Below are 15,709 nucleotides of genomic sequence, written 5' to 3'. Positions count from 1 at the left end.
CACAATGGCTTTAAATGAAAGGATAAGACAACTGAACCAAGTAATACGAGGATGGATAAACTATTATTCCATATGTAATATGAAAACACATATGATGAATATAGATAAACATCTTCGTACAAGACTTCGAGTAATTATATGGAAGCAGTGGAAAGTTCCCAGCAAGCGACAATGGGGATTACAAAAGCTTGGGATTTCAAAAGATAGAGCAAGACAGACATCGTATATGGGAGACCATTATCAATGGGTAGTAACCAAGACATGTGTGATAAGAGCAATATCAAAAGAAAAACTAGCCCAAAAAGGACTAGTCAGTTGTTTAGATTACTATATAGAGAGACACGCTTTGAAATTAAAACGAACCGCCGTATACGGAACCGTACGTACGGTGGTGTGAGAGGGTGATTTATTTCACCCTACTCGATTCACAATAAAAAAAACAGCGATTGAAATGTCTTTCCATTGAATAACAAATGAAAATTCACTTCAAAAGCTGCTTTTAACAAAGTTTTGCTTGGGCTTTTGCTTCAAACTTTTCTTTCATCACCACAAAACGTTCATGGCTTGCTTTACCGATGATATCCTTTTCATCTTGGGCGATGATCGAAAAGGTGACTTTCTTACGATCAACCGCGATAATTTCAGCACTTATCCGAACCTTCATACCTGCTGGTGTGGCAGCATCGTGTGTCGTATGCATCAAGACACCAACACTGGTTTCTCCTTCTTCTAAGAAAGGCTGTAGACATTGCACTGCCGCATGTTCCATCGCCGCAATCATCATTGGTGTTGCATATACAGAAACAATGCCGCTGCCCACATTGCAAGCAAGCTTAGCTTCATCTACGATTACTTCTTCTTGACACTTTGCATGTAATTGAACTTCTTTCATCTTTTATCTCCTCTTACGACAGGTTTCCTGCCCATTTTTGCAGCATCATTATAGCATAATCTTCTTTTTCATATCCATACTAGAATTGAAAAAGGAGGAAATCTTGCATGTATTTGTATGATAATCAATTACCTATGGAAATAAACAATATTACCCCAGATCCTAAGCTTTATGAATATATGGATCATGAATGTGGCGGATGTGAAAAAGGCTTACAACTGGCTATATTATATTTGCGTCAAAGCTTCATGATACACAATCCTACATTTCATGAATTATTTCGCCGTATTGCTGCCCGTCGCTTAAGTGATATGGAAGTTTTAGGCGAGCTATTGCACCATCTGCATGGGGAAGATGATCGCTATTATGATGAATCCAATGACGATACCCCGGTCTTTGCATTTATTCCACCCTGTGATCAGCCAACGCATAAGGAAATAAAACAACATCATGTAAATAATGATCTAAGCGCTGCCTTACTATGTGATATCGAAGAAGAACAAGCCTATCAAACATATTATGAACAAGTATTAACCAAAACAAAGGATGAAGAGACAAAAAAGGTCTTGACATATTTATCTGAGAGCAGTGCCCATGTATTGCAGCATTTAAGAACAACACTGGACATTTTAACTACACATGACGAATTAAAAGACTTTGGAGAAGGGGATATGCATAATGCATGGGATTTAGATACGTCCAATTATTTTGATAAACCGAATCCATATTTCTTCAATCCAAACGACAAATTGAATAGCTGATAGAAGAACGGTCACATTTGTAAGAGATGCGACCCTTTTTTTCATGTATAATAAATACAGGTGATGCATATGCATGAGAAAAAGGATACAACAAGATATCAGAAGAAGATAAAAACGCAGCTGCGCTTATTTACTTGGCTTTTTCTATTGTTTTACATATGCTATGCCGTTTTACAAGTCATGCTATTGAAAGAACTATTTCCAATTCGCTTCCAAGAGCCACAGAAAAGATACATGATACGTTTACTCATGGAAGGGATATTATGGCTGTTTATCGTCAGGTCATTGCAAAAGGGCAGAAAGATCGCGCGCCTACTGTTCACCCTATGTGCGATCCTCTCTCTGTATTTTCTATCGGCACTGCCTGCTTTTTATCAGCTCAGTCTGTCTGGCTGGGAAGCTACGACGTTGCGGATCTTATTCACCTTATTGATGATTAGTAAGTACCTCATCACCTTTTGTTGCGTCTGCTATCTCTATCGCGATCCACATATTGTCAGTATATGGAAAAAAGCAGATAGAAGGATGGCAATAACGCAGCCAGAAGAGGAGGAAGAAAGACAAGAAGATGAAGTCTTAAACCAAGTGTTACAAGAAGTATCTCTGGTCCATATGGAAGAGGATAATCGTCTTTTTACAAGAGCACAACATTTTTTACATCGCTATACGTTTTATCTTGTCATGATTTTATTGGGGACGTTGATAGGCTTCTTACTGTTTTTATTCATCATGCAACTAAGTTTTCCTACGGACATAGATGGGTTACAATATGTGCAGCGTTTTTTCCTGTTAGCTATTCTTTTTACGTCGTTGCTATGGTCTTTTGCAGGTGTTGCCATGTTCATGTACAGTTCTTCCTGTCGCATTCTAATCATGCTTGCATGGCTTTGTGAAAGTACCCATCTGCTGCAAGAACTCCCTCAAGTATGGCAGACTTTTCAAAGTCAACAGTATCAACTGCCTTCCATACTTTGCATTATCGTGTTGGAGTTATTGCGTTATGGATTATTGTTAAAGCTTACGATAGCGCTATATCAAAACCCATTCTTGCAATTATATTGGAAACGTAAAACAGCAATTAAAAAAGCCCAAAGAAACAAGGATAGTCGTTATAGCTGAGAAACAATAAAATCAGGTTTTCGTTTCAGAGGGAAAATGCTATACTTAAAGTGATAAGTAGGAGGATGTTCTTATGAAAATGAACAAATATATCGATCACACTTTATTGAAAGCGGATGCTACACAGGATAAGATCCAGGTATTGTGTGAAGAGGCTAAGAAATATGATTTTGCGAGTGTTTGTGTAAATACGTATTGGGTAGCTTATTGTGCGAAACTATTAAACGATAGTGATGTTAAGGTTTGTACGGTCGTAGGTTTCCCACTAGGCGCAATGAGTACGAAAGCAAAAGCTTTTGAAACAAGCAATGCCGTTGCCGATGGGGCAGAAGAAATTGATATGGTAATGAATATCGGTGAAATGAAGGCACATCATTATGATGCTGTTCGTGATGATGTGGCTGCTGTTGTTAAAGCGGCAGATGGACACTGTGTCAAGGTAATTTTGGAAACATGCTTATTGAGTGAGGAAGAAATTGTGAAGGCTTGCCAGCTTTGTGTAGAAGCAGGGGCAACCTTTGTGAAAACATCCACTGGTTTTTCTACAAGAGGTGCAACACCAGAAGATGTGAAGCTGATGAAGGATACCGTAAAAGATAACTGTAAAGTTAAAGCAGCTGGCGGTGTACGTTGTCGTGCAGATATGGATGAGATGATTGCAGCAGGTGCTGATCGTATCGGAACCAGTGCCGGAGTTCAATTGATGCAAAATGAAGCAAGTGAAGGAGGCTATTAAGCCTCTTTTTCATAGCGCAATGAAAGAATTCTTATCTGCTAGAAAAGCAATCGATAGAACACGCTAAAAGTTTTTATGATAGCACAAAACGGAATTCATAAAAAATTAAGTAAGATTGGAAAAAAGATGGAAGTAAAAAAAACACTTGCAAGGAAGCATTCCACATGAAGCTTTTTCTGCTATTTTTGCTAAAAAAGATATTGTCAAAAAACTAACTTTATGATATTATAATTAAGCACTTGATAAGTGCCTTAATAGCTCAGTTGGTAGAGCATCCGGCTGTTAACCGGCAGGTCACAGGTTCAAGTCCTGTTTAAGGCGCCATTAAAAAAGATAACCTCACAAATGTGAGGTTTTTTTGTTATGTTTGCGATATCCTAAGTAAGTGCTTTTTAATAAGTTGCTGTTAAACTATTTAAATGGTTTCTACCAAATAACCATTAAATTGAAAGAGGCTTCTTTAGCATTATAAGGCAACTCAATAAATAGCCTCTTTTAAACGACATTTTAGATAGTATTATCGAGAACCCTTGATTAATCAGTACTTCGAAATTACTTGAAGGAATATAAAAATGTGTCACAATGCCTTTACAGGACGAATGACACATTTTCTTACATAGATGAAGTTTTTTGCAGCCTTTATAATCCAAATGATTTAGGATAAACGGGAATATCTAGCATTCTGCCTATTTCCATAGCCCACTCACGAAATCCATAGATCACACTGGTGATGATATGCTCATGACGGATAAATTTAAGATCTTCTTCAGCACAACATGCATCCCAATCGATCATATTCTGTAAACAGCTTAAAGCGTAACCTTCTTCAACAAGATCTTGTTTGTTCGTGGCACACATAAATGGGCGATCTTTTAGAATGCCGGCATTGTATAAAAGTAAAGGAGCAATGGAAATAGCCCCAATGACTTTTTTCTGTTGATCAAATATGCGTAATTTTTCTTTAAGAAGTTCATTCTTTAATATAGTAGGGTTCTCTTCCATAAATCCCGACAACAAGATGCCATCATAACCATCAACATCCAATTCATCAAGGGTATGTTCACATTGCAATACTATGCCTTCTTCACTGCGATATGCTTTCTTTTCAACACCAAAATAAGTAACGGGGATGTCAGCCATACGAAGCATTTCTAAAGCTACGGTAATTTCACACAGGCAATATCCCTCATATAAGATAACTGCAATTTGTTTCATAACGTCATTCCTCTTCTTTCTTAGTACAATTAAGCACAATGGATGAATTACGTTTTTCTTTTGATTTTATGCTCACTTAACCATGACAAAAAATAAAAGCTAGAGAAAAATTATCGATATTTCTTTACATACATGTGCGCATACAAAAAGCAAATCATCCATTGAAAAAAACATTCGTTTTCTACAATAGATTATTTGCTCATGTTCATCACCACGCCATTTCTTATTGCTTTTATTGTAGCCTGTGTTTGGATGTCTGTCAATAAAAAGGGAAACCATAGTGATGCAACATCTTACTTTTCCAAAGACTTCGCATATGCTACAATATTTTGTAAGTATAAAAAAAGAAAAGAGGAATACAGCATGAATGAAATAGAGCGAATCAAGGCCTTAAGTAATGCCTTTGGACCAAGTGGCATGGAAGATGATGTAATCGCATTGGTACGTGAAGAGTGTAGTGCTTTTCATTGTGAAGAGGATCATATGCGCAACTTATACATTTATTCATCGACAAGCAACACGAAGCAAGAAAAACCGATCATTCATCTTGATGCCCATGGGGATGAGGTTGGTTTTATCATCCAGGCCATACGTCAGGATGGGATGCTGCGCTTTCTACCCCTAGGCGGTTGGGAAGCGAAAAACATCGTTGGGAATAGTGTGCTTATTCGCAATGTAGACGGTGAAATCGTACAAGGCATCGTATGCAGCAAACCTCCACATTTTATGAAACAGAGTGAAAAAGGAAAAGCCATCGCTTTTGATGATTTGCTCATTGATGTAGGAGCTACCAGCTTAAAGGAAGTGCAAGAATCTTATCGTATACAGATAGGCTGTTTTGCCGTACCCAATGTTTTATGTTCCTATGATGAGCGTCACGATATCTTTATGGGAAAAGCCTTTGACTGCCGCATTGGCTGTGCCGCTTTGATTGAAACGATGCATCAGGTGCAGAATATGGATGTAGCAGTACAAGGGACGATATCAGCACAAGAAGAAGTTGGCGAGCGGGGCATGAAATGTGCTATTCAAAACATCCATTGTGATGTTATGATTGCTTTTGAAGGATGTCCTGCAGATGATACCTTTGAAGAAAGCTATATGATTCAAAGCGCATTGAGAAAAGGACCGATGTTACGTCATTTTGATTGTTCTATGATTACCAATCCACGTTTTCAACGCTTTGCCTTGGATGTGGCAAAACGTCATCACATACCGGTACAGGAAAGCGTACGCAGCGGTGGCGGCACCAATGGAGCCATTTCTCATACGCATTTGCGAGGCATTCCAACCATCGTAATTGGGATTCCAGTTCGTTATGCTCACAGCAGTTATGGTTATACAACATTAAAAGATTATCAAAATGCTGTCAAACTTGCCGTGGCGATAATAAAAGATTTAACAAAAGAAATGGTGGCATCTTTTTAATTAACCAAAACTTAACAAAGGAATATTCACAAATGGAAGAACTTCTGTTACAATCAAGACCATAATATAATTTAGAAAAGGAGCGATTTTAATTTATGGACACAGACCCCGCAGGGACCTCTATTACGTTACAATTGATTTTAATGGTGATATTAACAATGACAAATGCCTATTTCGCAGCGAGTGAAATGGCCATTGTTTCTGTTAATAAAGGAAAAATCAAACGCCTGGCTCAAGATGGAAATAAAAAGGCTAGGTTAGTTGAACAGCTGATGGATGCACCTACGAATTTCTTATCTACGATTCAGATTGCCATCACGTTATCCGGCTTTTTCAATTCCGCAAGTGCGGCAACGGGAATTTCAAGTTCGCTTGCTGAAGTATTACAGCGTTGGGGCATTCCCCAGGCCAATACGATCGCCGTTGTGTTGATCACGATGCTTATTTCTTTTATTACGCTTATCTTTGGTGAATTGGTACCCAAACGAATGGCTATTCAAAAGGCGGAAAGCTTTTCCATGTTTTGTGCTAAGCCGATTTTAATAATTAGTAAAGTAGCGTACCCTATCATTAAGATTCTCTCGGTATCTACCACGCTTGTTTTACGTTTGTTTGGCATACAAGATGAACATGTGGAAGAATCTTTATCGCGTGAAGAGATTCGCAGTATGCTAGAAGATAGTCGTGAAAAGGGTGTGCTTGATGAAGCTGCGGCAGAAATGATGGATGGGGTTTTTGAATTTGATGAGATCTTGGCTAATGAAATCATGACACCTAGAACACAAGTATTTTGTATTGATATAGATGATCCCAAGGATGCATATGTACACGTTCTGATGGAAATGCAGTATTCTCGAATACCGGTATATGAAGAATCTATTGATAATGTGATCGGTATTTTAAATATTAAAGATTATTTTACGCAAGCATATCAACATGGTTTTGCTTTTGTGGATATCCGTAAGATATTAAGAAAGCCGTATTTTGTTCCTGAAACAAAAAATATCGATGATTTATTTCAAGAGATGCAGAAGTTGCATCAACATATCGCGATTCTGATTGATGAATATGGAGGCATGTCCGGTATTGTGACCATGGAAGATCTCGTAGAAGAAATCATGGGAGAAATCGAAGATGAATATGATGATGCGCAAGCGATGATGTTACGCAAATTGTATGATAATGTCTATGAAATCAATGGTAGGATGCCCATCGAAGATTTGAATGAAGCACTGCAAATAAATATTGAGAATGAGAAGTATGATACGATTGGTGGTTTCATCTTAGATCAGTTAGGCTGTATCCCTGAAGATGGGGAAAGTGGAACCTTATATTGGAATGGTATACAATTTCAAATGTTAGAAATCAGAAATCATCGTATTGAACGTATCCGTGTGGAATTGCCGAAACAAAAGGAAGAATAACGAAAAAAAAGGCTATGCGAAAGAAAGGAATTTTCTAATGCATAGCCTTTCTAAATAAGATTGCGATAAAATTTGGAAAATGAGAAAGTGTTGTCATCTGTTTACTTTTTTATCAAAAATGGCTATACTATTAAAGAACATCCAGAGGTGTTGTACCGCTTAAAGAGCGGCATATGGAGGTTTTTATGAAAAAAATTATGTACATTACGACGTTATGCTTTCTTTTGCTGCTAAGTGGATGCGGCGGTTATACAAGAGATGAAACACCAGGTGCCTTACGCACGATTTCCGTAGCAGATATGGAAAAGAAAATGAAAAATAAAGAAGATTTTGTAATCGTATTTACCCAAAGCTGGTGTGCACATTGTGAGAAATTTCGCGATATGCTGGATGAATATTTACCAAAGCACCATGTGATCGTATACGATGTTGTCATTGACAAAGACCCTAATCCGGATCGCAGCGGCAATATTAAAAAGATTCAATCTTACTTTAAAACCATGGATAGTACGCCTTCCTTGTATTATGTGGAAAAAGGTAAGGTCAAAGATGAATTGGAAAACGGCGATGATGGAATCACGAAAGAAAAATTCGACAGCTGGGTCCAAAACTTTAAGCTCGATGAAAAGAAATAAGAAATTTGCACTAAATAGCGTTGAAAACTAACATTTGTCACATGTGACTAACAAATGTCATGAAAATTATGTGACAAAAGAAAGTTGCAATTCTTTACCTGGTTGTATACAATATAAGTGCAATAGTAGAATGATTGTTTGCAGTGTAGATCTACATCAAACAAAACATCTATGGTATTGTGGAACAACTAGATTTAAAGTATAAGTCTCTTTTAAATCTACACTACATTGGTGGATGGGGCATATCAGGAATAAGGATACGAAAATCAGATGTCTGCTGGTAACATTCAATGGTTTTCTTAAGATTTCCTTTCACTAATTATCATAATATAAGACCCCATACAATCCTTTTTTGAATAAACATGAAACCCTTCACACATTACACACGGGGTCATGCCTTATTCTCTGAGATTACACCGTTCATTCAATTACATGCGAGTGTTTCATACAATTATGAAGCAGGAAGAAACAAGTCAATGATGAGAGAGTGGCTTGTTTTTTCTTATGTTTTTAACATGGAGAAACATCACTTTTTCCTTCCGAGAAAAACATCTAAGGTGCTCTAAACGCAATCGCTTATACAAAAGCGGGCTTAATGTGTTTTATCATAAAATGAAAAGGAGTGGCTTTTTCTTAAAAAGGAAACCGAAAGGAGAGAACGAAATGATTAGCGAAATCAATCACGATATCATACTATTACAGAAAACAAGTGAGCCAGCAACAGAAAAAGATCTATGGGTGGCAAAAAATCTATTGGAAACACTGCAAGCACATGAAGATAGGTGTGTAGGCATGGCTGCCAACATGATTGGCATATTCAAGCGAATCATTGCTTTTGTGGATATTGATACAGGATCTCATTGGGTCATGCTGAATCCGGAAATCATCAAAACATCAAAAGAAACTTATCTGGCGCAAGAACAATGTCTGTCCATCAGCGGAATTCGCCAAACAAGACGCTATCGCCGTATCAAGGTACGATATCAAGATGAACATATGAACATAAAGATTAAGACCTTTCATGATAGGACTGCACAAATTATTCAACATGAAATCGATCACTGCAATGGCATACTAATATAAACGCTCTCGTTGTTTTCATTTCACCAACAAACAAATTAAGAAATGTCATTCCTTTTTCTCATTGTGAAAAATTCCGGCAGATATCTTTTTTCACTCTGGAAATTGCAGTAGGAATGCTTTAGAATATGATATAATAAGGAAAAACAGTCAGGAGGAAGGGTACGTATGTCAAAAATGAAGGGCGCATTGAAAACGGCTATCATTTTTTTGTTTTTAATGGTGTTTGTGGCGGCAGGCATCAGTATCTTTAGTAAAGCCAGTAAAACTTCCTTTGTCTATCGCAGCAAGGAGCCTCTGAAAATCGGTGCCACCTACATGACACTTAACAATCCTTTCTTTAGTATCATTGATGAAGAAATACATAATGTAGTCGAAGCGAATGGTGATGTGTTAATCAGTCTTGATCCTGCCTTAGACTTAGAAAAACAAAAACAACAAATACAATACCTCATTGATCAGAATGTCCAAGCGATCATTGTCAATCCTGTTGATTTCAACGGCTTAACTTCCTCCCTTGAAGCAGCCAAAAAAGCCGGTATCCCGGTCATTGCTGTGGATAGTGAAGTCATGGACAGTGACTTAATTACTTACAGTGTAATGTCAAATAATTATGATGCCGGTGTCCAGTGTGCAAAAGATATGATGAAATATAAGAAAAAAGCAGATATCGTTTTATTACAACATAGTACAGCATATTCTGCTGTTCAGCGCATTCAGGGCTTTATCGATACGATTAAAAATGATCCCAATTATCGTATTGTCGAACGCATTGAATGTGATGGTCAATTAGAGATTGCAATGCCGCTTATGCAAAAGTTCTTGGAAAAGGATGTATCTTTTGATGTGGTAATGGCTTTAAATGATCCAAGTGCATTAGGTGCTCTGGCAGCCATGCAAGATCAAGGCAAATTAAAAGATGTATTCGTATATGGCGTAGATGGCACACCGGAAACCAAGACGCTGATATCAGAGCATATCATGCAGGCAACGGTTGCTCAATCACCAAAGACATTAGGAAAAATGGCGGCAGAAGCTGTTTATAAGATTCGCAATCATGAGAAAATAGAAAAACTTCAGCGTATTCCAGTGACCATCATCACACAAAAAAACGTCGGGAAATATTCATTAGAAGGGTGGCAATAGTATGTTACGTAAACAACTTATGGAAAACAGACTGCGCTATACCTACTTCATCATGTGCTTTCTGAATTTCACGATGATTGTCTTTATCAGTTCGATTATTTATATCACAACCAAACGTATCTGTGATATGCAAGAGGCAAGGACCTTTTTATCGATGATTGATTATTTACCGAAAGATCCTATGCATAGTATGATCTTATCAATTACAGCCTTTGTGGCATTATTGATCGTGATGCGTCTGCGTTTAAAACTACATTTTGAAACATGGCAGCTGGTGCTTTGTTTTCTGGTTGAGTCAGGCTTATGTCTATTGATCATGGAACGACTATATTTCAGTACCAATTCCATATTGTTGCTGATGATGGCTGATTTATTAACCTATATTACTTCCAATACCTATCGTTTCTTCTTTATGGTTGTATTGGTTACGTTTTATTTAGGTGCTAATTATGATTTCTTATCGGCTCGCGTTTCTATGACATCCTTCTATGATTATATCAACTGTTATAATTCCTTTGTCAAATCACTCTTATTAAGTGTTCAAAATACCCTAGCCAGTCTGAATATCATTGTTTTTATCATCTACATGGTCTTTCTGGTTCAAGATAAGATCAATGAAAACAAGCGTTTCTTAGCATTGAATGAAGAATTACAAAGCTTAAACGAACAACTGAAAGAATATGCCGATATACGTGAAAAAATGGGAGAAACAAGAGAACGAAATCGTTTAGCCAGAGAAATCCATGATACACTGGGGCATACTTTGACGGGGCTATCCGTTGGCTTAGATGCCTGTGTGCTGACCTGTGAACTGGATCCAAAAGCCACACGTAAACAATTAAGTGTATTAAGTGAAACCGCCAGAAGAGGCTTAAAAGATGTTCGTCGCTCGGTTGATAAGTTGCGACCGGATGCCTTAGAACATTATACCTTGAAAGTGGCAATTGATAAGATGATCAAGGAATTTCAGGAAATTACGGATGTGACGATTCACTTTGTCTGTCATTTACCTAAGTTAACCTTTGATTCTGATGAAGAAGAAGTCATCTATCGTATTATTCAAGAGGGAATGACCAATGCGGTTCGCCATGGACATGCGACGAAAATATATATTTCTATCGCAAAGGAAGAAAACACGTTAATATTAATAATAGAAGATAATGGTATAGGATGTGAAAACATCAAACCAGACTTTGGTCTTCATCATATGCAGGAACGCATTGAGTTATTAAAAGGGAATATACGTTTTTATGGTTCCAGTGGGTTTATCATTATCGCTGAAATACCAATTCGGGAGGGTTTAGAATATGATTAAGATTTTAATTGCAGATGATCAGGAATTGATTCGTGAAAGCTTAAAAATCATCCTAAGTACCAATAATGAATTTGAAGTAATTGATACAGTAGGGAGTGGAAAAGAAGTAGTCGAAAGCATACGCCGTCATATACCGGACATTATTTTAATGGATGTTCGTATGCCGGATATGGATGGTGTGCAATGTACCAAATTTGTCAAAGAAGTATATCCTGAAATTAAGGTTATTGTATTAACGACATTTGATGATGATGAATATATTTTCTCGGCCTTAAAATATGGGGCAAGTGGTTATTTATTAAAAGGGGTATCTTTAGATGAATTGACCTCCGCAATTAAAACCGTTCTGCAAGGAGGAGCTATCTTTAATCCGAATGTTGCTAGCAAAGTGACCAAGATCTTTTCAGAAATGGCAAAAAACAATATCGTGGCAGAACGTATTCATGATGAAGACTTACCGAATTTAAGCGATACGGAATGGAAAATCATTCAACAAGTATCACAAGGACTTTCGAATAAAGAAATCGCCGAAATATTAAAATTCACAGAAGGTACGATACGCAATTATCTCAGTGTTATTTTGGATAAGCTGCAGCTGCGTGATCGTACACAACTGGCTATCTGGTATATCCATAGAGGAAAAGAAGCATGAAACAGAAGGTTATAGCCGTTGCGGCTGCCTTTTTGTTGATCGTGTCAATCTTATTATATATGACCTATCAGAAAAATAAGCCAATCACATTGACGTTTGGCATGTTTGCCGGCAGTAATTGGGATGTGCCCAATGGCGAAAGCTATAAGATCATTGATGAAGTTGTGGAACGCTTTGAACGTAAACATCCTAATGTAAAGGTAGAATATGTCAGTGGTCTACAGAAAAGTGATTACTCTGAATGGCTCTCGCAACAGGCTTTAAAAGGCAATTTACCTGATGTATTTATGATACGATCAAATGATTTATCTACATTTTCTGATATCGGCATCATGCAAAATTTGAACAGCTATATTCATAAGGATGATGCATTCGATAAAGCGGCATACTTTACACCATCCTATCAATCCGGAACTTATCAGAAGAAACAATATGCACTCCCTTATGAAAGTGTACCAACATTAATGTATGTCAATCGTACCTTGTTGGAAAAAGAAGGTATTTCTCTTCCATCAGATAACTGGACATGGGCCGATTTCTATGATATCTGCCGCAGGGTGACAAAAGATACGAATGAGGATGGCGCATTAGATCAGTTTGGTGTTTATGGTTATGGCTGGCAAAATGCAGTTGCCTCAAATGGAGCTACGGTATTTAATGCGGAAGGTACAAAAGCAACTTTAAGTGATGAGCGGGTATATGAGGCGATAGAATTCACCAGAAGATTAGAAGAACTAAATCAAGGCATGACACCAACGAGCGAAATGTTTGATAAGGGACAGGTTGTTTTCTGCCCTATGCGTTTTAGTGAATACCGCACATATAAACCCTATCCTTGGCGTGTCAAGAAATATAGCAGCTTTGAATGGGAATGCATCCCTATGCCAGCAGGGCCTCAAGGAGATAATGTATCGGAACTTGATACCTTGTTGATGGGAATGGCAAAAACCTCACAGCATAAAGACCTCGCCTGGGAATTCTTAAAAATGTTATCCTATGATGAAACAACGCAGGAGGATATCTTTGCTTATTCACAAGGAGTTTCTGTACTAAAAGACATTACCAATTCAAAGACGGTAAGTCGTTATCTGCAAGAAGATACACCAGGAGAAAGTGCTTTTAAGCTAGATTTCTTCAATAAAACAATGGAACATGCTATACCAGTGAATAAATTTTCAGATTATGATCAGGCAATGTCTGTTGCGGATAGTGAAATACGACGTCTTTTATCCACGGATGAAGATATTAAAACAATGGTGAATACACTGCAAAGTAAACTGGATATTTTATTACAAAATTAATAGTATTTCTAACATCGTTCAAACTGTTGACTCCATATGCAAAGGAAAAGTCAGCAGTTTTATTATGCTAAAGTTATATAATTGAGATTACGTTATCTGACTATTAAACTTCTTATATACACACAGTATTTCTACATGCCAGCTTACGATTAAACTTTTGATAAACACGCAGTACTTCTATATGCTATCTTACGATTAAACTTTCGATAAACACACAGTACTTCTATATGCTATCTTACGATTAAACTTTTGATAAACACGCAGTACTTCTATATGCTATCTTACGATTAAACTTTCGATAAACACACAGTACTTCTATATGCTATCCTATAAGTTTTATTATCATCACACGACTTATGAACTGGTAGTTGCTTAGGATATGGTACCAAGGAAGAATGTGAAGTTGGAAGAAGCAGATGTATATAACTACTTGAATGATGATTTATCCTGGGATAGGTCATCTTTTTTTGATGAAAAGATGTAAGAATTTTACTTTTGTAAAAAAGAGTACGCTATACTAATATCATAAATCTAATGGGAGGTAAGCTTATGCAAAAACGAATCTTATGTGGTTTATTTGCATGTGTGTTATTACTTGGTGGTTGTTCTACAAATACAAATGTTCATAAAAAAGAGCCAGAGAAACAGAAAGATACAGAGAATAACAGTGAGGTTAATAAAACTTATGAATTTACAGGTGTTATTAAAGATCTGACATCCAATAGTATCATGGTGAAGAATCAAGATGAAGAAAAGCGATTTGATCGTGAACAAATGAAGATGGAAGGTACGGATACGTTGTTACTGGATGAAGAAGTAAGTATTACTTACCGAAAAGAAAAAGAGCATTTGATTGCTCTTCAATGTGTCGTGAAGAAGGTCGCAAAGCAACAGGAAGAAAAAACCGAAAAAGAAGTGGCTATCGATAAGATTATTGCCTCTATGAGTATCGAAGAAAAAGTCGGACAGATTTTCTTTGTCCGCTGTCCAGACATGTATTCTATAGAGGATGTGGATACATATCATTTAGGCGGATATATTTTATTCGACAGAGATTTCAAAGATCAAAACTATCAAGATGTTGTGGCAAAGCTCACCGCTTATCAGAAAGAAGCAAAAGTTCCTTTGCTAATCGGGGTTGATGAAGAAGGGGGAACTGTGAATCGGGTGAGTACTTATTTTCGTGAAGTTCCATTTTGGTCACCACAGGATTTATATCAAGAAGGTGGTATGCCGCTGATTATTTCTGATACTAAGGAAAAGGCAGAATTATTAAAGAACATGGGCATTAATGTGAATTTAGCACCAGTGGCAGATGTTTCGACACATACAGAGGATTTTATATATGCACGATCTTTTGGCAAGAACGCACATGAAACAGCGAACTATGTGAAAACCGTAGTTCATACGATGAAGAAGAATCACATTGGTTCTTGTTTAAAGCATTTTCCTGGCTATGGAAACAATGTGGATACGCACACCGGTATAGCAATTGATAAGCGTTCTATGGCAACTTTTGAAAATAGTGATTTTATCCCTTTTAGCGCCGGGATACAGGCAGGTGCAGATAGTGTTTTAGTTTCCCATAATATTGTAAAGTGCATGGACGCTAAACATCCGGCATCGTTATCTGCAAAGGTCCATAGGATATTACGTGAGCAGCTGAAATTTCAAGGTGTTATAATGAGCGATGATCTGGCTATGGATGCAATTACGCAATATAGTGATGATGCTAGTGTGGCCGTAAGTGCTGTCAAAGCGGGTAATGATTTATTAATTTGCAGTAATTATCGCGTACAGTTGCCGGCCGTTCTAGAAGCAGTGAAAAAGAAAGAAATTCAGGAAGAGCAGATTGATGCCTCCCTGCGTCGTATTTTAAAGTGGAAATATGACTTAGGTTTATTGTCATAAACGATACGTAAAAAAGCAATTCATCTGGGTTTATTATCATAAATGATACGTAAAAAAACATCTCATCATGTAGAATTCCCATTGATAGTTACAG

The 15,709-nt window shown here is 37.3% G+C and carries 15 protein-coding genes and 1 tRNA gene; 14 read left to right on the top strand and 2 right to left on the bottom strand.

From position 1 onward, the window contains the following. Positions 1–4 precede the first annotated feature (4 nt). On the top strand, positions 5–397 hold the full coding sequence (locus EDD61_RS09175; protein ID WP_132225102.1) for a group II intron maturase-specific domain-containing protein: 393 nt from the start codon (positions 5–7) through the stop codon (positions 395–397). A gap of 102 nt (positions 398–499) precedes the next feature. Here EDD61_RS09175 and EDD61_RS09170 read toward each other — a convergent pair whose 3' ends face one another. After that, a complete protein-coding gene (locus tag EDD61_RS09170; protein WP_008689956.1) occupies positions 500–892 on the bottom strand; it encodes a thioesterase family protein in 393 nt (130 codons plus the stop codon). Between the two features lie 107 nt (positions 893–999). On the opposite strand from EDD61_RS09170, the gene EDD61_RS09165 reads away from it, so the two are divergent. The 4 genes from EDD61_RS09165 (at position 1,000) to EDD61_RS09150 (ending at position 3,832) form a co-directional block, all read left to right on the top strand. Then, on the top strand, positions 1,000–1,653 hold the full coding sequence (locus EDD61_RS09165; protein WP_132225100.1) for a ferritin family protein: 654 nt from the start codon (positions 1,000–1,002) through the stop codon (positions 1,651–1,653). A gap of 69 nt (positions 1,654–1,722) precedes the next feature. Further along, on the top strand, positions 1,723–2,772 hold the full coding sequence (locus EDD61_RS09160; protein WP_132225098.1) for a hypothetical protein: 1,050 nt from the start codon (positions 1,723–1,725) through the stop codon (positions 2,770–2,772). A 73-nt stretch (positions 2,773–2,845) separates the two neighbouring features. Further along, entirely contained in the window at positions 2,846–3,508 is a 663-nt protein-coding gene (gene deoC / locus EDD61_RS09155; protein ID WP_132225096.1) for a deoxyribose-phosphate aldolase, read from the top strand. 248 nt (positions 3,509–3,756) lie between these two features. Then, a tRNA-Asn gene (locus tag EDD61_RS09150) sits at positions 3,757–3,832 on the top strand. Between the two features lie 315 nt (positions 3,833–4,147). Here EDD61_RS09150 and EDD61_RS09145 read toward each other — a convergent pair. Then, a complete protein-coding gene (locus tag EDD61_RS09145) occupies positions 4,148–4,723 on the bottom strand; it encodes a DJ-1/PfpI family protein (RefSeq protein ID WP_132225094.1) in 576 nt (191 codons plus the stop codon). 363 nt (positions 4,724–5,086) lie between these two features. Between EDD61_RS09145 and EDD61_RS09140 the strand changes: the two genes are divergently transcribed. The 9 genes from EDD61_RS09140 to EDD61_RS09100 all read left to right on the top strand — a co-directional run bounded on the left by EDD61_RS09140 (position 5,087) and on the right by EDD61_RS09100 (position 15,615). Beyond that, positions 5,087–6,151, top strand: coding sequence for a M42 family metallopeptidase (locus EDD61_RS09140; protein WP_008689951.1), 1,065 nt, complete (start codon positions 5,087–5,089; stop codon positions 6,149–6,151). 95 nt (positions 6,152–6,246) lie between these two features. Continuing rightward, positions 6,247–7,575: a hemolysin family protein gene (locus tag EDD61_RS09135; protein WP_008689950.1), complete on the top strand. Its 1,329-nt coding sequence runs from the start codon at positions 6,247–6,249 to the stop codon at positions 7,573–7,575. A gap of 185 nt (positions 7,576–7,760) precedes the next feature. Continuing rightward, complete coding sequence (locus EDD61_RS09130) at positions 7,761–8,210, top strand: thioredoxin family protein (RefSeq protein ID WP_008689949.1); 450 nt, start codon at positions 7,761–7,763, stop codon at positions 8,208–8,210. A 663-nt stretch (positions 8,211–8,873) separates the two neighbouring features. Next, positions 8,874–9,293, top strand: coding sequence for a peptide deformylase (locus EDD61_RS09125; protein ID WP_132225092.1), 420 nt, complete (start codon positions 8,874–8,876; stop codon positions 9,291–9,293). Positions 9,294–9,458: 165 nt separating this feature from the next. Continuing rightward, a complete protein-coding gene (locus tag EDD61_RS09120; protein WP_008689947.1) occupies positions 9,459–10,436 on the top strand; it encodes a sugar ABC transporter substrate-binding protein in 978 nt (325 codons plus the stop codon). A 1-nt stretch (position 10,437) separates the two neighbouring features. Then, positions 10,438–11,751, top strand: a complete 1,314-nt coding sequence (locus EDD61_RS09115) for a sensor histidine kinase (protein WP_020990745.1) — start codon at positions 10,438–10,440, stop codon at positions 11,749–11,751. Beyond that, on the top strand, positions 11,744–12,403 hold the full coding sequence (locus EDD61_RS09110) for a response regulator transcription factor (RefSeq protein WP_008689942.1): 660 nt from the start codon (positions 11,744–11,746) through the stop codon (positions 12,401–12,403). The genes EDD61_RS09115 and EDD61_RS09110 overlap by 8 nt, the downstream gene beginning before the upstream one ends. Then, positions 12,400–13,704, top strand: a complete 1,305-nt coding sequence (locus tag EDD61_RS09105) for an ABC transporter substrate-binding protein (RefSeq protein ID WP_008979685.1) — start codon at positions 12,400–12,402, stop codon at positions 13,702–13,704. The genes EDD61_RS09110 and EDD61_RS09105 overlap by 4 nt, the downstream gene beginning before the upstream one ends. 549 nt (positions 13,705–14,253) lie before the next feature. Further along, positions 14,254–15,615, top strand: a complete 1,362-nt coding sequence (locus EDD61_RS09100; protein ID WP_132225090.1) for a glycoside hydrolase family 3 protein — start codon at positions 14,254–14,256, stop codon at positions 15,613–15,615. Positions 15,616–15,709 lie beyond the last annotated feature (94 nt).

It is taken from the genome of Longicatena caecimuris (genome assembly GCF_004341945.1).
Classification (GTDB): domain Bacteria; phylum Bacillota_I; class Bacilli_A; order Erysipelotrichales; family Erysipelotrichaceae; genus Longicatena; species Longicatena caecimuris.
This window is presented reverse-complemented; position numbering and strand designations above follow the sequence as displayed.